12 protein-coding genes, 2 tRNA genes and 3 rRNA genes are annotated in these 21,744 nt (G+C 57.3%); 2 read left to right on the forward strand and 15 right to left on the reverse strand.

The genetic code is table 11. From position 1 onward, the window contains the following. Positions 1-4 precede the first annotated feature (4 nt). The 7 genes from murF to coq7 all read right to left on the reverse strand — a co-directional run bounded on the left by murF (position 5) and on the right by coq7 (position 7,666). The gene (gene murF / locus SBC1_RS15250) at positions 5-1,417 is read right to left on the reverse strand and encodes a UDP-N-acetylmuramoyl-tripeptide--D-alanyl-D-alanine ligase (RefSeq protein WP_165988397.1); all 1,413 of its coding nucleotides are present in this window, start codon (positions 1,415-1,417) and stop codon (positions 5-7) included. After that, positions 1,414-2,955, reverse strand: a complete 1,542-nt coding sequence (locus SBC1_RS15255; protein ID WP_165988399.1) for a UDP-N-acetylmuramoyl-L-alanyl-D-glutamate--2,6-diaminopimelate ligase — start codon at positions 2,953-2,955, stop codon at positions 1,414-1,416. Before SBC1_RS15255 ends, murF begins: the two co-directional genes overlap by 4 nt. Beyond that, positions 2,952-4,829 (reverse strand): penicillin-binding protein 2, encoded by a 1,878-nt coding sequence (locus SBC1_RS15260; protein WP_165988401.1) that lies wholly within the window; start codon positions 4,827-4,829, stop codon positions 2,952-2,954. Before SBC1_RS15260 ends, SBC1_RS15255 begins: the two co-directional genes overlap by 4 nt. Continuing rightward, entirely contained in the window at positions 4,826-5,170 is a 345-nt protein-coding gene (gene ftsL, locus SBC1_RS15265; RefSeq protein ID WP_165092606.1) for a cell division protein FtsL, read from the reverse strand. Before ftsL ends, SBC1_RS15260 begins: the two co-directional genes overlap by 4 nt. Further along, the gene (gene rsmH, locus SBC1_RS15270; RefSeq protein WP_165092607.1) at positions 5,167-6,132 is read right to left on the reverse strand and encodes a 16S rRNA (cytosine(1402)-N(4))-methyltransferase RsmH; all 966 of its coding nucleotides are present in this window, start codon (positions 6,130-6,132) and stop codon (positions 5,167-5,169) included. Before rsmH ends, ftsL begins: the two co-directional genes overlap by 4 nt. A gap of 28 nt (positions 6,133-6,160) precedes the next feature. Then, complete coding sequence (mraZ, locus tag SBC1_RS15275) at positions 6,161-6,589, reverse strand: division/cell wall cluster transcriptional repressor MraZ (protein ID WP_165092608.1); 429 nt, start codon at positions 6,587-6,589, stop codon at positions 6,161-6,163. A 399-nt stretch (positions 6,590-6,988) separates the two neighbouring features. Continuing rightward, positions 6,989-7,666: a 2-polyprenyl-3-methyl-6-methoxy-1,4-benzoquinone monooxygenase gene (coq7, locus tag SBC1_RS15280; protein ID WP_165092609.1), complete on the reverse strand. Its 678-nt coding sequence runs from the start codon at positions 7,664-7,666 to the stop codon at positions 6,989-6,991. Positions 7,667-7,980: 314 nt separating this feature from the next. Between coq7 and SBC1_RS15285 the strand changes: the two genes are divergently transcribed. Continuing rightward, on the forward strand, positions 7,981-9,138 hold the full coding sequence (locus SBC1_RS15285) for a porin (protein WP_165092610.1): 1,158 nt from the start codon (positions 7,981-7,983) through the stop codon (positions 9,136-9,138). 168 nt (positions 9,139-9,306) lie between these two features. Here the strand turns inward: SBC1_RS15285 and SBC1_RS15290 are convergent, their stop codons facing one another. Next, a complete protein-coding gene (locus tag SBC1_RS15290) occupies positions 9,307-10,980 on the reverse strand; it encodes a long-chain fatty acid--CoA ligase (RefSeq protein WP_165092611.1) in 1,674 nt (557 codons plus the stop codon). Between the two features lie 190 nt (positions 10,981-11,170). Further along, positions 11,171-13,252, reverse strand: coding sequence for a molybdopterin-dependent oxidoreductase (locus tag SBC1_RS15295; RefSeq protein ID WP_165988402.1), 2,082 nt, complete (start codon positions 13,250-13,252; stop codon positions 11,171-11,173). A gap of 179 nt (positions 13,253-13,431) precedes the next feature. Between SBC1_RS15295 and SBC1_RS15300 the strand changes: the two genes are divergently transcribed. Next, entirely contained in the window at positions 13,432-14,643 is a 1,212-nt protein-coding gene (locus tag SBC1_RS15300; RefSeq protein WP_165092613.1) for a M20 aminoacylase family protein, read from the forward strand. Between the two features lie 393 nt (positions 14,644-15,036). On the opposite strand, the gene rrf is transcribed toward SBC1_RS15300, so the two are convergent. The 6 genes from rrf to SBC1_RS15330 form a co-directional block, all read right to left on the reverse strand. Further along, positions 15,037-15,149: ribosomal RNA gene (rrf, locus tag SBC1_RS15305) — 5S ribosomal RNA — on the reverse strand. Positions 15,150-15,388: 239 nt separating this feature from the next. Next, positions 15,389-18,269: ribosomal RNA gene (locus SBC1_RS15310) — 23S ribosomal RNA — on the reverse strand. 338 nt (positions 18,270-18,607) lie between these two features. Beyond that, a tRNA-Ala gene (locus SBC1_RS15315) sits at positions 18,608-18,683 on the reverse strand. Positions 18,684-18,759: 76 nt separating this feature from the next. Beyond that, positions 18,760-18,836, reverse strand: a tRNA-Ile gene (locus tag SBC1_RS15320). Between the two features lie 70 nt (positions 18,837-18,906). Next, positions 18,907-20,439: ribosomal RNA gene (locus SBC1_RS15325) — 16S ribosomal RNA — on the reverse strand. The 16S, 23S and 5S rRNA genes sit together here with 2 tRNA genes alongside, the layout of an rRNA operon. 521 nt (positions 20,440-20,960) lie before the next feature. Then, a complete protein-coding gene (locus SBC1_RS15330; RefSeq protein WP_165092614.1) occupies positions 20,961-21,737 on the reverse strand; it encodes an enoyl-CoA hydratase in 777 nt (258 codons plus the stop codon). Positions 21,738-21,744: the final 7 nt, after the last annotated feature.

Consider the following 21,744-nt stretch of genomic DNA (forward strand, 5'->3'; position numbering starts at 1 on the left):
TTCTTCAGTGCGCAGCAGGCGTAGCGCCCGCTGCGGGTTGGTGTGGACTCGTCACGGCGTCCACCACGCGTTCCATCTGCATGAAGCGCGAGCCTTTCACGAGAAACGTGGCGTCGGGTCCGAAGCCGGCGCCGGTGAGTGCTGCAATGAGTGAGGTGATATCGGTGAAATGCTGTCCTGCTGCGCCGAAGGTTTTGCTTGAATCGATGCTGGCGTCGCCGAGTGCATACAGCACGTCGATACCCCGTTGCGCCGCGTAAGCACCCACTTCACGATGAAACGCCGGACCCTGGTCGCCGACTTCGCCCATGTCGCCCATGACCAGCACGCGCGGCGACGGTTGCGACGCGAGCACGTCGATAGCCGCGCGCATGGAGTCGGGATTCGAGTTGTACGTATCGTCGATAACAGTCGCGCCTTCGATCGGTTTGAGCACCGCGCGCTTCACTTGCAGGCGGCCCTTTACCGGCTTAAAAGCCTCGAGCCCGTGCTTGACGGCATCGAGTGAAACGTTCGCGGCAATAGCGGCAGCCGTAGCCGCCAACGCGTTGCGCGCGTTGTGTTCGCCCAGCACTTGCAACGCGACTTCAAGCGATCCCTGCGGCGTGTTGATCGCGAGGGTCGTGCCAACCAGCTTGCCGGTCACCGCCGCTTCCACTTGCGATGCGTCCGTATGCAACGCGAAATCCAGGATCGGATTGCCAGTCGCCGCGACACGCCAGATGCTGGCGTATTTATCATCGGCGGGGAAAACAGCCGTGCCGTTGTTGCCCAGCGCGTGAATCACGGAGGCATGTTCCAGTGCGACCGCTTCCACCGTGGCCATGAATTCCTGATGCTCGCGTTGCGCGTTGTTCACGACAGCAACGGTGGGCGCAGCGATCTTGCCGAGCGTTTCGGTTTCGCCGGGATGATTCATGCCGAGCTCGATAACCGCCAGCTTGTGCGTTTCGTTCAGACGAAACAACGTCAACGGCAAGCCGATGTCGTTGTTGAAATTGCCCGCCGTCGCAAGCCGCGCGTTTTCGCCGACAGCCGCCGCGAGGATCGACGCGATCATTTCCTTGACCGTAGTCTTGCCATTGCTGCCGGTGACTGCAATCAGCGGAATCGTAAACCGCTTGCGCCAGCCGTAGGCCAACGCGCCGAGCGCCGCACGCGTGTCCTTGACCTTGATCGCGGGCACAGTGAAATTGTCCGGCGTGCGCGTGACCAAAGCCGCCGCAATGCCGCGCTGCGCTACTTGCGGCAGGAAAGTGTGGGCATCGAAACGATCGCCCTTGATCGCGATAAACAGATCGCCCGGACCCGCCGTGCGGCTATCTGTGGATACCCGGTCGAACGTGACATTTTCATCGCCGATCACGATTGCGCCCGGAATCTGCAACGCTGCGTCGCGTAGTGTGAAGAGCGTCATTCGCCACCTCCGCGTGCTTGCGTAGCGCGAGCGGCAAGCGCCAGGCGTGCGTGATCCTGATCGGAGAAAGCGCGCTTTTTTCCCATGATTTCCTGCGTGGCTTCGTGGCCCTTGCCGGCCAGCACGACCACGTCCTCGCGCGCCGCGGTGCGGATCGCCTGGAGGATCGCGCTCGCGCGGTCTTCTATGCGGCGCGCTTTCGACGCATCCTGAAAGCCCGCTGCAACCTGATCGATGATCGCCAGCGGATCTTCCCCGCGCGGGTTGTCGCTGGTAATCACGACGTGATCCGCATTTTTCTCCGCGATAGCGCCCATCAGCGGACGCTTGGTCGCATCGCGATCTCCACCGCAACCAAACATGCAGATCAACTGGCCTCCACGCGCTTCCGCGATCGGCCGCAGCGCTGCCAGCGTTTTCTCCAGCGCGTCCGGCGTATGCGCGTAATCAATCACCACCAGCGGCTCGTCGTTCTGCAAACGGCCACCGAGGCGTTGCATGCGTCCGTTCACCGGTTCAAGCTTTGCGATCTGCGCCAGCGCGGCGTCGAGCGGAATCTGCGCAGCCAGCAAAGCGCCCAGCACGCCGAGCAGATTGCTTACATTGAATTCGCCGAGCGTCGCGACTTCTACATCGGCGTCGCCCCAGTCGGAACTCAGGTGAAACGCCGTGCCCGTCGCGGTTGCGCGCACGCGGCTGGCAAGCAGCAATGCGTCGGCTTTGACTTCGGCTCCGGCTGCGTTTTCAATTCCATACGCAATCGTTCGCGTCCTGCCGTGACAAGATGCAATCAACCGCTGACCAGCCGGGTCGTCGCGATTGATGACGGCGGCTTTCAAAGCCGGCCACGCGAACAGCTTCGCCTTCGCCCCTTCATACGCGGCGAACGTACCGTGATAGTCCAGGTGGTCCTGCGTGAGATTCGTAAAGATGGCGATGTCGAACTTGGTGCCATTCACGCGCCCCTGATGCAGCGCATGCGACGACACTTCCATTGCCACGGCCTTCGCTCCGTCGGTCTTGAATTGGGCAAACGTGCGTTGCAGTTGCGGTGCGTCCGGAGTCGTAAAACCTGAATGCACGAGCTTGCCCGGCATGCCGCTGCCGAGCGTACCGACCACCGCGCACGGCGTACCCAACACCGACAGCGCCGATGCAAGCCAATGGCTGCACGACGTCTTGCCGTTCGTGCCGGTCACGCCGACGATCAGCATGGAATCGGTGGGTTCGCCGTACCACGCCGACGCTATCGGCCCGGCCAGTTCATTCAGCGCCTTGACCGCCAATGCACGCGACGCGTCCGGCTTGCCGGTGAACTTCTCAGGCTGATACAGCACGGCGGCGGCACCCTTTTCGAGCGCGGCATCGATAAAAGGACGGCTGTCCGCACCATCCACGGCGTAGGCAAAAAACACGTCGCCGGGTTTCAGCGAGCGCGAGTCGGCATGCAATTGCGCATCTGTACCCACGTGCGCACGCAACCACTCGACCGCTTTCGCGATCTGCGCCTGCTGCTTGACCAAATCCAGACCGCTCATCGAACGACTCCCGGGTGGTTCTTCGGATTCGTCGATACCTTCAGCTTCTTCGGCGCATTCGTGTTCGTGTTCACGTTCGGGTTCGTCGCGTTCGGCTTCTTGATGTCGCTGGCAGGCGTGCCGGAAGCGGGGTCGTCGGACACCACCATCTGCTTCACTGCCATGTCCGGCGGAACATTCAGCGAACGTAACGTATCGCCGACGATTGCCGAAAACACCGGACCCGACACCTGACCACCAAAGTGGCTACCGGCTGTCGGTTCATCAACCGAAACCGCCACCACGATGCGCGGATCCGGCATGGGTCCCATGCCAACAAACGATGCGCGATACCGCGATTTATCGTAGCCGCGTCCCGCGTGTTTATACGCCGTACCCGACTTCCCACCCACGCGATACCCCGGCACGGCCGCATCCGGCGACGTGCCGCCCTTCGCTGTCACCATTTCCAGCATGGCTCGCACTTCACGCGCGGTGGTCGGCGAAAACACTTGCGGACCCGTCACGGGCGCATCGCCCGGCGTCCGAAAAATAGAGACCGGCAAGATCTGCCCGTCATGCGCGATGGCCGTGTAGGCGCGCGCCAACTGGAACAGCGACGCCGACAGGCCATAGCCATACGACATGGTCGCCTGCTCAATCCGGCGCCAGCTTTTCCAGGGTCGCAGCCGACCCGACACCGCGCCCGGGAAACCCACCTTCGGCGCCTGCCCGAGCCCGATGCTCGTATACATGTTCCACATCTCTTCGGGCTTCAGTTGCATCGCAATCTTGGTCGCGCCAATGTTGCTCGACTTCTGGATCACGCCGCCTACGGTCAGCACGCCGAACGCCGAGTCATCGGTAATACGCGCACCGTCGAGCACGAACGAACCGCCGCCGGTATCCACGAGCGTGTTCGGCGTGACGCGATGCAGGTCGAGCGCCAGCGAAATCGTGAATGGCTTCATGATCGAGCCCGGCTCGAACGTGTCCGTCATGATCCGGTTGCGCAACTGCTCGCCGGTCATGCGCGAGCGGTCGTTCGGGTTGTAGGTCGGATAATTGACCAGCGCGAGCACTTCGCCCGTCTTCACGTCGACCACAATTGCCGCGCCCGCTTTCGCCTTGAACTTTTCCACGGCAGCTTTCAGGTTCGTGTACGCGATGTACTGGATCTTGCTGTCGATCGACAGTTCCACGTCCTCGCCGTTATGCGGCACGACTTGCTCGTCCACGTCCTCGACGATGTGCCCCATCCGGTCCTTGATCACGCGGCGCATGCCCGGCGTGCCGGCGAGAACGCCCTGATCGCCGAGTTCGACGCCTTCCTGACCCTTGTCTTCAATATTAGTAAAACCGATCAGATGCGCCGTGATCTCGCCTTCCGGATAGAAGCGCTTGTATTCACCACGCGAATAAATGCCGGGGATGTCGAGGGCCGCGACTTTCTGCGCGACCTCGATCGGCACCTGGCGCTTCACGTAAACAAAGGTCTTGTCCATGGAGAGCTTCGCGCGCAATTCCTTCGGCGACATATCGAGCAGCGTGGCGAGCTGGCCGAGCTTGTCGGCGCCGAGATCGTCGGGAACGGCTTCGGGGATTGCCCAGATAGCCTTCACCGGCAAACTGGTTGCCAGCACGAGGCCGTTGCGGTCCTTGATCTGGCCGCGCGTGGCCGGCATTTCGAGTGTGCGCTGATAGCGGCTTTCACCCTGCTTCTTGAAGAACGCGTTGCCCGGGCCCTGGATCCAGAACGCACGCCCCGCAAGCGCGACGAATGCCATGAACAACATGAACACGACGAGCTTCGAGCGCCACATGGGGAGGCGCACCGAGAGAATGGGATTGGGCGTGAAGGCGACGCCCTTGGTTTTCTTTGGCGTCGGTTTCATCGTTTCACCCCGCGTGCGGGAGGCGCCGACGCCGGAACGGGCGCGGGCATTGGCGCGTCCTCGGCCTTCGACGTCACGGGGTCATAGTTCAGATATTGCGTGCGGCCCGTGGTGACGGGCAGCATTTTCAGGGACGTAGTAGCCAACTGCTCGATGCGCGAAGTTTTCGACAACGCGCTCTGCTGATATTGAAGCTGCGAAAAATCCTGCTGCAACTGGCGCTCTTCCGACTGCGCCCGTTGCACATTAATAAAAATCTGCCGTTGCTTGTTCGAGGCGTTAACCGCCGACAGCGCGCAACCGAGCACGACGATCAGCAGGAAGATGTTGAGACGGTTCATGGCGTCGCCTGCCCGCTCGCGTGCTGAGTAACACGCTCGGCAATCCGCATGACAGCTGAACGTGCGCGCGGGTTCGCCGCGACTTCAGCGTCAGACGCAAACACACGCCCAATCAGCTTGAGCGGCGGACTGGGCAGATCAGCGGCGCGAATCGGCAGGCGGCGATCAATGGCAGGCCCGCTTGCGTGGGCCTGCATGAAACGTTTGACGATCCTGTCCTCGAGCGAATGAAAGCTGATCACGACGAGGCGCCCCCCTTGCTCCAACAACGCCAGTGCTGCGTCCAGAACTACTTGCAGCTCCGCAAGCTCTTGATTGATGTGAATCCGTATAGCCTGAAAGGTGCGGGTTGCCGGATCCTTACCCTTCTCACGGGTTTTGACGACATGACCCACGATTTGGGCAAGCTCGCCCGTGGTGACGAGAGGCCCAAGACGGTCGGACTCTGCCCGGCGAGCAACAAGCGCCTTTGCAATCTGAAAAGCAAACCGTTCTTCCCCATAATCTTTGATCACCTCCGTCAGTTCCTGCACCGTTGCCCGCGCCAGCCATTCCGCGGCGGATTCGCCACGGCTCGGGTCCATCCGCATGTCGAGCGGGCCATCGGCCCTGAAGCTGAAGCCGCGATCCGGATCGTCCACTTGCGGCGACGACACCCCCAGATCCAGCAACACGCCCGACACCTTCCCTACTCCTCGCTCGGCAGCGGCATCGGCTAACGAGGCGAAACTTTCATGCACTATGGAAAATCTTGAATCCTGAATCTGCGCTGCCGTAGCAATAGCCAACGGGTCTTTGTCGAAGGCGATCAGGCGGCCAGATTCTCCCAGCTTCGTCAGGATCAGACGGCTATGGCCGCCGCGCCCGAACGTTCCGTCTATATAAGTACCGTCCACACGCGTGACGAGCGCATCTACCGCCTCATCCAGCAGCACCGTGCGATGCTGCAATTCGTTTTTCATCGCAGGGGCCATGTTCGTTAGCGCCGCGTCAAAACGTAAAATTCTTCAGCGCGTCGGGCATGCCTTGCGCCATTGCCGCTTTTTCCTTCTCGGTGTAAGTCACCGTGTCCCACACTTCCAGGTAGTTGCCCATTCCGAGCAGCGTCACTTCTTTAGTCAGCGATGCGGCCGCGCGCAATTCCGGCGATACCAATACCCGTCCGGCGCTATCGAGTTCCACATCCATGGCGTTGCCCAGATAGATCCGGCGAACCCAGATTGCGTCCATAGGGAGTGCAGCGATTTTCGAGCGAAAGATTTCCCACTCTGGGCGAGGAAACAGCAACAGGCATCCATCCGGGCTCTTTGTGAGCGTGACCCGGCCTTCTGCCTGTCCTTGCAGCGCTTCCCGATAGCGAGACGGGACGGACATCCGTCCTTTCGCATCGAGCGACAGCGCCGAAGCCCCTTGGAACACTCGCCCTCTCCTCTTCACGCCACAGCGGCGCGTCACAACTTTGTTGGAATATGCCTGAAAGTGATCGCTGAATCACACAAAAATACACTTTCTCACACCATTTCCCACTGTAGAGGAAGGCATTTCGCCGGTCAATACGATCCGGCATTTTTTGACTAATTTTGTTTGTTAGAACAATGACTTAGCGCAGACCGCTAAAGTAGGCTGAAATTTCGAAAAGCGTTATGAATGAATGACGTAGTAGCGAATGTGAAGGTAGTACGTGAAATGACGGACAAAGACTAGGAGGAAATTTTGTTCTTCGAAGGCCCGGAGGCGGAATTGCGGGTCAGATTGAACGTAAAAAGCAGCGGAGAAGTGAAAGCGCATCCCGTCGGCTTCGGCGAGATGCGTGACTGATTAAATATAGTACGCCGTGCGGGTCATGACCTTCGATGTGGCGCGCATCAGCGCACGCACTGGAAACGGCAGTTCGACGCCGCCCGCGTTGATGGCCGCGACGGCATGCGCAGCTTCATCGGTGCGCATTTGCTCGACGATCGCGCGCGATGCGTGGTCGTTCGCAGGCAGGCTCGTCATGTGGCTGTTCAGGTGCTTCTCTACCTGACGCTCTGTTTCCGCCATGAAACCGAGACTAACGCGGTCGCCAAATCTTCCCGCAATAAACCCTAGCGCCAGCGAACCCGTGTACCACAAGGGGTTAAGCAGGCTGGGCCGCGAGTCGAGCTCGCGCAAACGTTGCATGGTCCACGCCAGATGGTCTTCTTCCTCGCGCGCGGCTTCCTCGAAGCCGCGCTTCAAAGTGGTCGATTTGGTCGCGAGTTTTTGCGCCTGATACAGCGCCTGAGCGCACACCTCACCAACGTGATTCACGCGCATCAGCGCCGCCGAATGCGCCTTCTCTTCCGCGCTCAGTGCTGTATCGGCTGAGTCCGCCGACTCCACTGAACCGGCGGCCGACTCAGCACTGACTGCCTGAACCGGCGGCGCCTCCGGTATGGGGCGTGACATCCGGGATACACCGGTCATCGACCGTAGTCCACGATCGAACTCAGAGATCAGTTCATCGAGTGTCATTTCATAACTCCTGTTTCGATCTCCTGAGCGATCTTGCACCGACGGAGACCGATCGTCCAACTAACAAATTACCCACTCTTCAGAACGTGTAATTAGGGCAAATACGGGTCGCAAATAAGCCGAAAAGCCGATTTTACCGCATGTTGCGTAAACGTCACACGAGGGAAACGAAGAGGCCGCTTTTCCTTTGTCCGCAAAAATCTCTTTGTTACATTACGTTCAACTTCAATTTTGAAGTACCGGCGGGGACGTCAACACACTGGCGCTAAGAACAGTGACCTTGCCAAACAGTTTCAACACTCTGGAGATCATCAATGAAAAAGTCGCTTCTCGCTCTGGCTGCGCTGGGTACATTCGCAGGTGCCGCGCATGCTCAGAGCAGCGTGACGCTGTACGGTATTGTTGATGCAGGTTTCGCCTACGCCAACAACATCGGTGGTAACAAGCTCTATGAAACGAGCGCCGGCAACCTGCAAGGCGATCGTTGGGGCCTGCGTGGTACGGAAGATCTGGGCGGTGGCCTGAAGGCACTGTTCGTGTTGGAAAACGGTTTCAACGCGTTCACCGGCAAGCTGGGTCAAGGCGGTGACGAATTTGGCCGTCAAGCTTACGTTGGCCTGTCGAGCCAGTTCGGTACGGTTACCCTTGGTCGTCAATACGACTCCGTGGTTGACTACACCGGCGCGTTCGAAGTGGGTAGCCAGTGGGCGTCGTACTACGCTGCTCACCCGGGCGACCTGGACAACATGAACAACTCGAATCGCACCAACAATTCGATCAAGTACGCAAGCAACAACTACAACGGTCTTACGTTCGGCGGCTTGTACAGCCTGGGCGGCGTTGCTGGTCAATTCAACCGCAACCAGATTTTCTCGGCTGGTGTTGGCTACGCGCAAGGTCCGTTGGCATTGGGCGCAGGTTACTTCAACGTCAAGAACCCGAACTTCTCGTTCTTCGGCAACAACTCGACGTCGAGCGCAACGGCTTCGAACATGACTGGTTCGACGGTGTACTCGGGCTACGCATCGGCTAAGACGCAGCAAGTGATCACCGCTGCCGGTGCTTACACGTTCGGCCCGGCAACTGTCGGCGCAACGTACAGCAACACGCAGTTCAAGGATCTGGGACAGACGGCAGGCACGGGGCTGAACCCGCAAGGCCTGAACGGCAACGCCAAGTTCCACAACGCCGAACTGAACTTCAAGTATCAGCTGACGCCGGCTCTGTTGCTGGGCGCTGCATACGACTACACGAAGGGCTACGGCGTGAACGACGCGAAGTATCACCAAGGCGTCATTGGCGCGGACTACTTCCTGTCCAAGCGTACCGACCTGTACATCGACGGCATCTATCAACACGCGTTGGGTACGGATTCGACCGGCCATGCCGCTGTTGCAGACATCAACGGCCTGTCGGCGTCGTCGACGTCGAACCAGGTTGCTGCTGTTGTCGGCATCCGTCACAAGTTCTAATAAGTCGTAATAAACCAGTTGTCTTGAAAGGCGCCTCCGGGCGCCTTTTTTTCGCGCTGATTCCGGACTGGATCGAGCCGGTTTCCGGGCTTGTGCCGAAAAAAAGCCTCCGCATCTTGCGATGCGAAGGCCTGCTATTTATTTCCCTCTTTGACGGCTGAATCGTGCTCAGGCGTTGCCGTCGCGCAACTCTCTGCGCAGTATCTTGCCTACATTACTCTTGGGCAACTCCGTCCGGAACTCGATCACGCGCGGCCGCTTGTAGCCCGTCAACCTCTCCTTACAGAAGGCCATCACATCGGCTTCAGTCAGATGCGGATCGCGGCGAACGACAAACAGTTTGACCGCTTCGCCCGAGGTTGCATCCTTCACGCCGACAGCCGCCACTTCGAAGACGCCCGGAAGCTTCGCCACTACATCCTCGATCTCGTTCGGATACACGTTGAAGCCCGACACCAGGATCATGTCCTTCTTGCGGTCCACAATCTTCACGTATCCGCGTTCGTCCATGATGCCTACGTCACCCGACTTGAAGAAGCCGTCGGGGGTCATCACTTTCGCCGTCTCGTCAGGACGGTTCCAGTAGCCTGCCATCACCTGTGGGCCGCGAATGCAGATCTCACCGGGCTGGCCGAGCGGCATGTCGTTGTTGTCGTCGTCGCGAATGGCGAGTTCGGTGGAGGGGAACGGCAAACCGATCGTGCCGGTGTATTCGGTAGCGGTTACCGGATTGCACGTCACGCACGGAGATGTTTCGGATAACCCATAACCTTCGATGATCGGCGAACCCGTTGTTTCGAACCATCGCTTCGCCACGGCTTCCTGCACAGCCATGCCACCACCGTTCGCCGCGATCAACTTGGAAAAATCGAGCTTGGCGAATTCCGGATTGTTCAGCAGCGCGTTGTACAAGGTGTTCACGGCCGGAAACGTGTTGATCTGGAAACCTTTCAGCTCCTTGATCGTGCCCGGGATATCGCGCGGGTTCGGAATCAGGATGCCCATGCCGCCAGTGCGCAGGGTCAGGAAGCCGCAAACGGTCAGCGCGAAGATGTGATAAAGCGGCAACGCCACGACGGTCACGAATTGATCGATGTCCGGCCGGATCTTGCGTCCGGGTTCGAGCCAGACTTCGGACTGCAAGACATTCGCAATCAGGTTCCGATGCAGCAGCATCGCGCCCTTCGCGACCCCTGTCGTACCGCCGGTGTACTGGAGAAAAGCGATGTCGTCAGGACCTTGCTTGATGGGTTTGAGCGTTTCGCGCGCACCTTGTCGAAGGGCTGCGTTGAAACTCACATGACCAGGGAGACTCCACGCCGGCACCAATTTCTTCACACGCCGCACGACGAAGTTGACGATCACGCCTTTCGCGCCCATCAGGTCGCCCATCGACGCGACCACGACGTGCTTGATCGCCGTGTTTTTCACGACGGCCTGCACGGTATGCGCGAAGTTCTCGAGCACGACGATGGCCTCGGCTCCTGAATCCCTCAACTGATGCTCGAGTTCACGCGGCGTATAAAGCGGATTCACGTTCACGACGACATAACCCGCGCGCAGAATGGCGGCAATCGCCACCGGGTACTGCAATACGTTCGGCATCATGATCGCGACACGCGCACCGGTCTTCAAGCCACGCGACTGGAACCACGCGGCTAGCCGACTGGACAGCGTGTCGAGTTCACCGTACGTAATCGCCTTGCCCATGCAGACAAACGCGCGTTTGCTGCGATGTTCGCGAAAACTTTCTTCCAGCAGGTCGGAAAGCGAATTGTACTGAGTCGCATCGATTTCGTCGGGCACGCCTGCCGGATAGGACTTCAGCCAAATTTTTTCCATACGGCGTCTCCTTTGTATGATTTTAGAATGGTCGTGCGAAAATTGTCCGTAGCGCATCGTAGCCGCTCGATCGCATTCCGACAACCGGGTTAGACGCCAGCTTCCAATCTCACCGGCCCGTGCTTCCCCATACGCCTGCCAGTTTCCACGCAATTGTGCTCAACTCATTTTGCCAACGGATTCTGCCAACTCAGGAAGCCGCCTCGACCTCCACGAGACAGTCATAAAATGTCGCGGACCCGCCCAGATCGGTCAGCGCCTGGCTTGTCACCTGATTGGCATTGCAGCCATCCGGTGCGAGTTTCTTCCACCATACCGACAACCCCACTACTACGCCTTCACGCGCGCGATCGGTGACCCGCACACGCGCCTGCATCGAACCGCGATCGTTGAAGACGCGGACCAGTTCGCCTTCGGTGATCTGACGCGCGTGGGCATCGACGGGATGCATGTCGAGATGCGGTTCACCCTCCGTCGATCGCAGGCTGTCCACGTTGACGAAGCTGCTGTTGAGGAAATTCCGTGCCGGCGGCGAGATCATCGCAAGCGGATAACGCGCGGCGAGTGCTGGCGCGTACTCAGCCGATTCGTACGGCGGCAGATAATCGGGCACCGGTTCAAGCCCTGCACGTTGCAACCGTTCACTGAAAAATTCGCATTTCCCCGATGGCGTGTGGAAACCTCCCTCGGCGAACGGCGCCTCCGCCAGCTTGAGTTGCCCCCAGCCTTTTGTCTTCAGCGTGTCCCAAGTCACGCCGGCGAGCGCGGGATCGTCCCAGCGGAATGCCTTCGATGCAATCTCTTCATCGCTTTCGAATAGCGCCGGATGCGTCAGCCCCATTGCCTTGGCCAAGCCGCGAAAAATCTCCGTGTTTGCCCGCGACTCACCCACGGGAGCGATAGCGGGCAAGTTCGCCATCACGTGCGTATGGCCGTATGACTTGTGGGCATCGAGATGCTCTAGCTGCGTGGTTGCCGGCAAGATGAGGTCGGCGTAATCGGCGGTATCGGTCTGGAAATGCTCCAGCACGATGGTGAATAGATCCTCACGCGCAAACCCTGCCGCGACCTTCGCCGAATCCGGTGCGACTGCAACAGGGTTCGAGTTGTAGACGATCAGCGCTTCGACTTTCGGGCCGAAGCTGGCGTCCCCAGGGTGCAGCAACGCGTCGCCAATAGCATTCATGTTCACCATGCGCGGCAGGTTCGACGGCCATCCCGGCAACAAGTCCGGCCGTTCGAGCGCGTTGACGTCCACCGGCGCCCAACTCGACGACGACAGCAGCAAGCCCCCCGACCGCTCGCGCCATGCGCCCGTGAGCGAAGGCAGACAGGCGATCGCGCGAACCGCGTTGCCACCGCCTCGCACGCGCTGCATGCCGTAGTTCAGGCGTATCGAAGCTTTTTTCGTCGATCCGAAAGCCCGCGCGAGATCGATCACGACCTGTTCTTCGATTCCGCAAATTTCCGCAGCACGCGCCGGCGGGTACGCTTCGGCACGTGCCTTGAGTTGATCGAAGCCGAGCGTGTAGGCGTCAATGTAGTCCTGATCGATCAGCCCTTCACCGATCATCACGTTCATCATGCCGAGCGCCAGCGCCCCGTCCGTGCCTGGTTTCAACGCAATATGCTGATGGCATTTTTCAGCCGTCAGCGAGCGATAAGGATCGATGGCAATCAACCGCGCGCCGCGGCGCTTGGCTTCCTGCGCGCGCGTCCAGAAGTGCAGATTCGATGCGATCGAATTCGATCCCCAGATCAGGATCAATTCGCTTTCCTCGAAATACTCGGTGTGCATGCCGAGACTTCCGCCATACGTGTAACGCAAACCCGCGGCGCCAGCGGCAGCGCAGATTGTGCGGTCCAGACGCGACGCGCCGAGCACATTGAAGAAGCGCGCGGCGATGCTCTCGCCTTGCACCAAACCCATCGTGCCGGCGTAGCTGTAAGGCAAAATGGCTTCGGGCGCGCGGACCGCGATTTCATTCAGGCGCTCAGCAGCAAATGTCAGCGCTTCATCCCAGCTCACCGCTTCGAACCGACCCTCCCCCTTCGGACCAACTCGACGCATTGGCGTGAGCAAGCGATCCCGATGGTGAGTTCGTTCGGCATAGCGCGACACCTTCGTGCAAAGCACGCCTTGCGTCGGTGGATGATCGGGGTCGCCAGTCACCTTGATGGCGCGGCCGTCCTTCACAGTGACGCGCATCGCACAGGTGTCGGGACAATCGTGCGGACAGACAGCACGAGCGAATTCGGCGGGAGCGTTCATGCGGATATCCGTGGGAATGTGCAAAAAGCAGTGCAAAAAGTGCACAGATAACACGATTTTATTACGATTGGCCGACCTCACCGTCTCGCGCCTCGATAAATAATCGCGGGCGTAGAATGGTGCGATCGACGCGGACGAAAACACGCGCAACGTTATTTTTTCAGACAGAGGCCTGTTTCATGAATCTGATTCCAGAAATCGAAGCGTCGCATGAGGAAATCAAAGCGCTGCGACGAACGATCCACGCGCATCCCGAGTTGCGTTATGAAGAAGTCGGCACGGCAAAGCTTGTCGCCGAGAATCTCGAACGATGGGGCCTGGAAGTACATCGTGGCATGGGGAAAACCGGGGTTGTCGGGGTGTTGAAACGCGGTTCGGGTAAGCGATATGTGGGTCTACGCGCCGACATGGACGCATTGCCGATCGCCGAAATCAACACGTTCGGACATCGCTCGCAGAACGAAGGACGCATGCATGCGTGCGGACACGATGGCCATACCGCCATGTTGCTGGGGGCGGCGAAACATCTGGCTGAGCACGGTAAGTTCGACGGCACGATCGTATTCATCTTCCAGCCGGCCGAGGAAGGTGGAGCGGGCGCCAAGGCGATGATCGAGGACGGCCTGTTCGAACAATTTCCCGTCGATGCCGTGTTCGGCATCCACAATTGGCCGGGCATGCCCGCAGGCCACTTCGGGGTCACGCCAGGCCCGATCATGGCATCGAGCAATGAATTCCGCATCAATATCAAGGGCGTTGGGTCGCACGCAGCGTTACCGCACAGCGGACACGACCCTGTTTTCACGGCAGTTCAGATTGCCAATGGGCTGCAGGGGATCATTACTCGAAGCAAGAAGCCCATCGACACTGCCGTCCTGTCGATCACGCAGATCCATGCTGGAGATACCTCGAATGTTGTCCCCGATGACGCCTGGCTCGGTGGCACGGTGCGAACATTTACTGTCGAGACACTCGATTTGATCGAGCGCCGGATGCGGGCGATTGCGGAGGCGACCGCGGCTGCGTACGAGTGCGATGTTTCCATCGACTTTCATCGCAACTATCCGCCCACGATTAACGACGCTGAGCAGACTCGCTTCGCGGCTTCGGTGATGGCGGAAGTGGTGGGAAAGGAGAACGTCAATGCGTCCGTCGAGCCTACGATGGGTGCCGAGGACTTCGCCTTCATGCTGCTCGAGAAGCCGGGCTGCTATGCGTTTTTGGGGAATGGCGAAGGGTCACATCGTGAAACTGGACACGGACTGGGGCCTTGCACGCTTCACAACGCAAGCTATGATTTCAACGACGCGCTGTTATCCGTTGGATCAACATATTGGGTGCGGCTTGCAGAAAAGTTTCTGGCTGCCGGAGAGGATCAAGGGACGCGCTGAATGAGTTAAATCGTGTTTAACGCCGATGCGTCCACTTTGTTGAAGTGGGCGCATTTTGTTTGTAGCAATGGGTAGTATTTTGGCTATCGATCTAGCGTTTAAGGGGACGCTTTGCTTCGCTGCCTGATCGAGAGTGATTTGATTTGGTTCACGCAGAGCGTGCCCTTGTTGAACCGCAGCAAATCGGCCGTGTGTATGTACCGAAGTCAGCGCACCTCGCTAGTCTGCAGGCGTGCGAGTGCATACGTTGCTGTATCGAGTATTGGCGAATGCATAAGCCGGTGTGTTGTCGCATGGCTTGCGGAGTATGAGAACGGGGGGCCCGAAACGCAAAAACCCCACCTTTGGGGGGTGGGGTTTCTGCGAGCTGCGGTGTGTTGCAGCGAATGAGGAGCCTGACGATTACCTACTTTCACACGGGTATCCGCACTATCATTGGCGTGGAGTCGTTTCACGGTCCTGTTCGGGATGGGAAGGGGTGGTACCAACTCGCTATGGTCATCAGGCATAAGGGGGTGTTGTGGTGGGGGTTAAGGCCATCACAACCAATCTGGGGAAGAAGTAGTCGAGTGCATGGGGGGTTTTACGCGCCGCACGCCTCGTTATTACTGGTGAAGCTTGGGGTTGTGTTTGTTGGCACAACACTGATCTCAACCTAGGCGTGTACTTAAGACCCTGCGCGTTGCGCAGGATGGGGCATCCATAAGTGCTGAAGCACTAACGGCTGCCGACACACACTGGTTATAGGATCAAGCCTTACGGGCAATTAGTATCAGTTAGCTTAATGCATTACTGCACTTCCACACCTGACCTATCAACGTCCTGGTCTAGAACGACCCTTCAAGGAGCTCGAAGCTCCAGGGATATCTCATCTCAAGGCGAGTTTCCCGCTTAGATGCTTTCAGCGGTTATCTCTTCCGAACATAGCTACCCGGCGATGCCACTGGCGTGACAACCGGTACACCAGAGGTTCGTCCACTCCGGTCCTCTCGTACTAGGAGCAGCCCCCTTCAAATATCCAACGCCCACGGCAGATAGGGACCAAACTGTCTCACGACGTTTTAAACCCAGCTCACGTACCTCTTTAAATGGCGAACAGCCATACCCTTGGGACCGGCTACAGCCCCAGGATGAGATGAGCCGACATCGAGGTGCCAAACACCGCCGTCGATATGAACTCTTGGGCGGTATCAGCCTGTTATCCCCAGAGTACCTTTTATCCGTTGAGCGATGGCCCTTCCATACAGAACCACCGGATCACTATGACCTGCTTTCGCACCTGCTCGACTTGTCGGTCTCGCAGTTAAGCACGCTTATGCCATTGCACTATCAGCACGATTTCCGACCGTACCTAGCGTACCTTCGTACTCCTCCGTTACACTTTGGGAGGAGACCGCCCCAGTCAAACTGCCTACCATGCACTGTCCCCGATCCGGATCACGGACCAAGGTTAGAACCTCAAACAAACCAGGGTGGTATTTCAAGGACGGCTCCACCGAAACTAGCGTTCCGGTTTCATAGCCTCCCACCTATCCTACACAGATCGGTTCAAAGTCCAATGCAAAGCTACAGTAAAGGTTCATGGGGTCTTTCCGTCTAGCCGCGGGGAGATTGCATCATCACAAACACTTCAACTTCGCTGAGTCTCGGGAGGAGACAGTGTGGCCATCGTTACGCCATTCGTGCAGGTCGGAACTTACCCGACAAGGAATTTCGCTACCTTAGGACCGTTATAGTTACGGCCGCCGTTTACCGGGACTTCAATCAAGAGCTTGCACCCCATCATTTAATCTTCCGGCACCGGGCAGGCGTCACACCCTATACGTCCACTTTCGTGTTTGCAGAGTGCTGTGTTTTTATTAAACAGTCGCAGCCACCAGTTTATTGCAACCCCTTCACCCTTTGCGCGCAGGCGCATCAAGCTACAGGGGCGTACCTTATCCCGAAGTTACGGTACCAATTTGCCGAGTTCCTTCTCCCGAGTTCTCTCAAGCGCCTTAGAATACTCATCTCGCCCACCTGTGTCGGTTTGCGGTACGGTCTTGTTAAACTGAAGCTTAGAGGCTTTTCTTGGAACCACTTCCGATTGCTTCTTCGCCTAAGCGAATGGCCTCGTACCCTTGAATTCCGCGCCCGGATTTGCCTAAGCGCCTTCTCCAATACAAGGACCGGGACTTCCAACACCCGGACAACCTTCCGCGATCCGTCCCCCCATCGCATTTAACAATGGTGCAGGAATATTAACCTGCTTCCCATCAGCTACGCATTTCTGCCTCGCCTTAGGGGCCGACTCACCCTACGCCGATGAACGTTGCGTAGGAAACCTTGGGCTTACGGCGAGGGGGCTTTTCACCCCCTTTATCGCTACTCATGTCAGCATTCGCACTTCCGATACCTCCAGCACACTTTTCAATGCACCTTCACAGGCTTACGGAACGCTCTCCTACCATGCGAGATAAATCTCGCATCCGCAGCTTCGGTATATTGCTTAGCCCCGTTACATCTTCCGCGCAGGACGACTCGATCAGTGAGCTATTACGCTTTCTTTAAAGGGTGGCTGCTTCTAAGCCAACCTCCTGACTGTTTTAGCCTTCCCACTTCGTTTCCCACTTAGCAATATTTGGGGACCTTAGCTGGCGGTCTGGGTTGTTTCCCTCTTGACACCGGACGTTAGCACCCGATGTCTGTCTCCCGTGATTGCACTCTTCGGTATTCGGAGTTTGCTATGGCGTAGTAATCCGCAATGGACCCCACAACCATGACAGTGCTCTACCCCCGAAGGTGATACACGAGGCACTACCTAAATAGTTTTCGGAGAGAACCAGCTATTTCCAAGTTTGTTTAGCCTTTCACCCCTATCCACAGCTCATCCCCTAATTTTTCAACATTAGTGGGTTCGGTCCTCCAGTACGTGTTACCGCACCTTCAACCTGGCCATGGATAGATCACTTGGTTTCGGGTCTACGCCCAGCAACTGAACGCCCTATTCGGACTCGCTTTCGCTACGGCTGCCTTAATCAGTTAACCTTGCTACTGAACGTAAGTCGCTGACCCATTATACAAAAGGTACGCCGTCACCCCTTTCAAGGCTCCGACTGTTTGTATGCATGCGGTTTCAGGATCTATTTCACTCCCCTCCCGGGGTTCTTTTCGCCTTTCCCTCACGGTACTGGTTCACTATCGGTCGATCACGAGTATTTAGCCTTGGAGGATGGTCCCCCCATCTTCAGACAGGATTTCACGTGTCCCGCCCTACTTGTCGTACACCTAGTTCCACACATCCGCTTTCGCCTACAGGGCTATCACCTGCTATGGCCACACTTTCCAGAGTGTTCGGCTAACGGTCGTGCTAAAGAGTACAGGCTGATCCCATTTCGCTCGCCACTACTTTGGGAATCTCGGTTGATTTCTTTTCCTGCGGTTACTTAGATGTTTCAGTTCACCGCGTTCGCTTCTCATAGCCTATGGATTCAGCTATGGATACTCCATTCGGAGTGGGTTTCCCCATTCGGACATCGACGGATCAAAGCTCGTTTGCCAGCTCCCCGTCGCTTTTCGCAGGCTACCGCGTCCTTCATCGCCTGTGATCGCCAAGGCATCCACCACATGCACTTGTTCGCTTGACCCTATAACGAGTGTGTCTCCGAGCGTTTTTCTCTACACCGAACCGAAGTTCAATGCGGATGAAACCTCTTTCACCCCGCTATAGGTTGAGTATTCGTGTTGCGCCGTATTCCAAAGCAATCTTTCGATCACCTTTTCATACATTGATACAATCACAACCCTGATTCACCTACTCGCACACCCATCTCTAAGTATGCTTTCGTGAATCTCTTTACTACTTCTTCCAGATTGTTAAAGAACGACAGCATCACCTAAAGCGCTATGCCTTAAATGATTTTACTGACTGGCTCAATCGCCAATGCAAATCACTCTTCATTTAAGAGTGCTTGGCATTGATGATTGGTGGAGGATGACGGGATCGAACCGACGACCCCCTGCTTGCAAAGCAGGTGCTCTCCCAGCTGAGCTAATCCCCCCGTACCTTGATGCTTGAGGGTCCGTAAATTCTATTGAATGTGATTCACTTCTCGTGAGCCACCTTCAAGCGAATCATGGTGGGTCTGGTTGGATTCGAACCAACGACCCCCGCCTTATCAAGACGGTGCTCTAACCAACTGAGCTACAGACCCTTAGCCTGTCTTCTTACAGCCGATAAGCGTGAGCGCTTTAGCACTTCACTTCAAAACGTTTGAGCTCGAGAAAGGAGGTGATCCAGCCGCACCTTCCGATACGGCTACCTTGTTACGACTTCACCCCAGTCATGAATCCTACCGTGGTGACCGTCCTCCTTGCGGTTAGACTAGCCACTTCTGGTAAAACCCACTCCCATGGTGTGACGGGCGGTGTGTACAAGACCCGGGAACGTATTCACCGCGGCATGCTGATCCGCGATTACTAGCGATTCCAGCTTCACGTAGTCGAGTTGCAGACTACGATCCGGACTACGATCGGTTTTCTGGGATTAGCTCCCCCTCACGGGTTGGCAGCCCTCTGTTCCGACCATTGTATGACGTGTGAAGCCCTACCCATAAGGGCCATGAGGACTTGACGTCATCCCCACCTTCCTCCGGTTTGTCACCGGCAGTCTCCTTAGAGTGCTCTTGCGTAGCAACTAAGGACAAGGGTTGCGCTCGTTGCGGGACTTAACCCAACATCTCACGACACGAGCTGACGACAGCCATGCAGCACCTGTGTATCGGTTCTCTTTCGAGCACCCCCACCTTTCAGCAGGGTTCCGACCATGTCAAGGGTAGGTAAGGTTTTTCGCGTTGCATCGAATTAATCCACATCATCCACCGCTTGTGCGGGTCCCCGTCAATTCCTTTGAGTTTTAATCTTGCGACCGTACTCCCCAGGCGGTCAACTTCACGCGTTAGCTACGTTACTAAGTCAATGAAGACCCAACAACTAGTTGACATCGTTTAGGGCGTGGACTACCAGGGTATCTAATCCTGTTTGCTCCCCACGCTTTCGTGCATGAGCGTCAGTATTGGCCCAGGGGGCTGCCTTCGCCATCGGTATTCCTCCACATCTCTACGCATTTCACTGCTACACGTGGAATTCTACCCCCCTCTGCCATACTCTAGCTCGCCAGTCACAAATGCAGTTCCCAGGTTAAGCCCGGGGATTTCACATCTGTCTTAACGAACCGCCTGCGCACGCTTTACGCCCAGTAATTCCGATTAACGCTCGCACCCTACGTATTACCGCGGCTGCTGGCACGTAGTTAGCCGGTGCTTATTCTTCCGGTACCGTCATCCTCCCGCCGTATTAGGGCAGAAGTTTTCTTTCCGGACAAAAGTGCTTTACAACCCGAAGGCCTTCTTCACACACGCGGCATTGCTGGATCAGGGTTTCCCCCATTGTCCAAAATTCCCCACTGCTGCCTCCCGTAGGAGTCTGGGCCGTGTCTCAGTCCCAGTGTGGCTGGTCGTCCTCTCAGACCAGCTACAGATCGTCGCCTTGGTAGGCCTTTACCCCACCAACTAGCTAATCTGCCATCGGCCGCCCCTATAGCGCGAGGTCCCGAAGGATCCCCCGCTTTCTTCCGTAGATCGTATGCGGTATTAATCCGGCTTTCGCCGGGCTATCCCCCACTACAGGACACGTTCCGATGTATTACTCACCCGTTCGCCACTCGCCACCAGGGTTGCCCCCGTGCTGCCGTTCGACTTGCATGTGTAAGGCATGCCGCCAGCGTTCAATCTGAGCCAGGATCAAACTCTTCAGTTCAATGCCTGTTACTGTTTTCTATTCTTGCGAATAGGTCGCTCACTCAACGTACTGACAAGTTCCTCCCATCTTCCAGTTGCCCGAAAGACGCTCAAAACCTACCTTAATACTAGTGTGAGACTTGATACTTTCGCTTCACGGCAGCATCTCCCGAGAAACCCCGGAAAACACCACCACGCTTAAAGCCAAGCACCAAGCGCCCACACTTATCGGCTGTTAGTTTTTAAAGAACATTCGCGCCAACCACAAGATCCCAACCTTCAGAACCCTGCCGCTTTCGCGTTGCTGCATCAGCAGCACAGAAACGAGATTATGTCCTGCGTTTCGCTTTTCGTCAACAGGTTTTTTACTCAACCCCGACTTTCCGATTCCCTGCGAAGCCCGTCCTGCTTGGCTCTGCGGCATCCTCTTAAGCGACACGCCTACTGCACTTTCTCACTTCCCTTCGCCTCATCGTGAAGCGAAGGAACGGAATTCTAGTGCCCGTTTCGCACTCGCGCAAGGGCTTCGCAAAAAGAATTTCAACGATGCTTGAAGACAGGCTTCCGCTTCTCGATAAACGCAGCCATCCCTTCCTTTTGATCCTCGGTGGCAAAGAGCGAATGGAACATCCGCCGTTCAAAGTGAACCCCCTCTGCCAACGTCGATTCATATGCGCGATTAACGGACTCCTTCGCCATCATTACCGCAGGCAGCGAGAAGCTTGCGATTGTCGATGCGGCTTCCATTGCTTCGTCTAATAAGCTTGCCGCAGGCACAACGCGGGATACCAAGCCTGCTCGCTCTGCCTCCTCGGCCCCCATCATGCGCGCGGTCAGACACATGTCCATTGCCTTCGCCTTCGACACTGCGCGCGGCAGGCGCTGCGTGCCGCCGGCACCGGGAATCACACCAAGCTTGATTTCGGGTTGACCGAACTTGGCGGTATCGGCGGCAATGATGATGTCGCACATCATGGCCAGCTCGCAGCCACCACCCAGGGCGAAGCCTGACACTGCGGCAATGATTGGCTTGCGAATAGTGCGCACCGTTTCCCAGTTGCGCGTGATGTAGTCGCCTTTGAACGTGTCCATATAGGAGTAGCCGGCCATCATGCCAATGTCTGCCCCCGCTGCGAACGCTTTTTCGCTGCCGGTCAGCACAATCGCGCCGATGTTCTCGTCGGCATCGAATTGCTTCAGCGCGACGCCGAGCTCATCCATCAGGGCATCGTTTAGCGCGTTGAGCGCCTTAGGGCGGTTCAACGTGATCAAGCCAACTCGTCCGCGGACTTCGGTCAATAGATTCTCGTAAGCCATTCATTCC

Origin of the sequence: Caballeronia sp. SBC1 (genome assembly GCF_011493005.1) — a bacterium.
Lineage (GTDB): Bacteria > Pseudomonadota > Gammaproteobacteria > Burkholderiales > Burkholderiaceae > Caballeronia.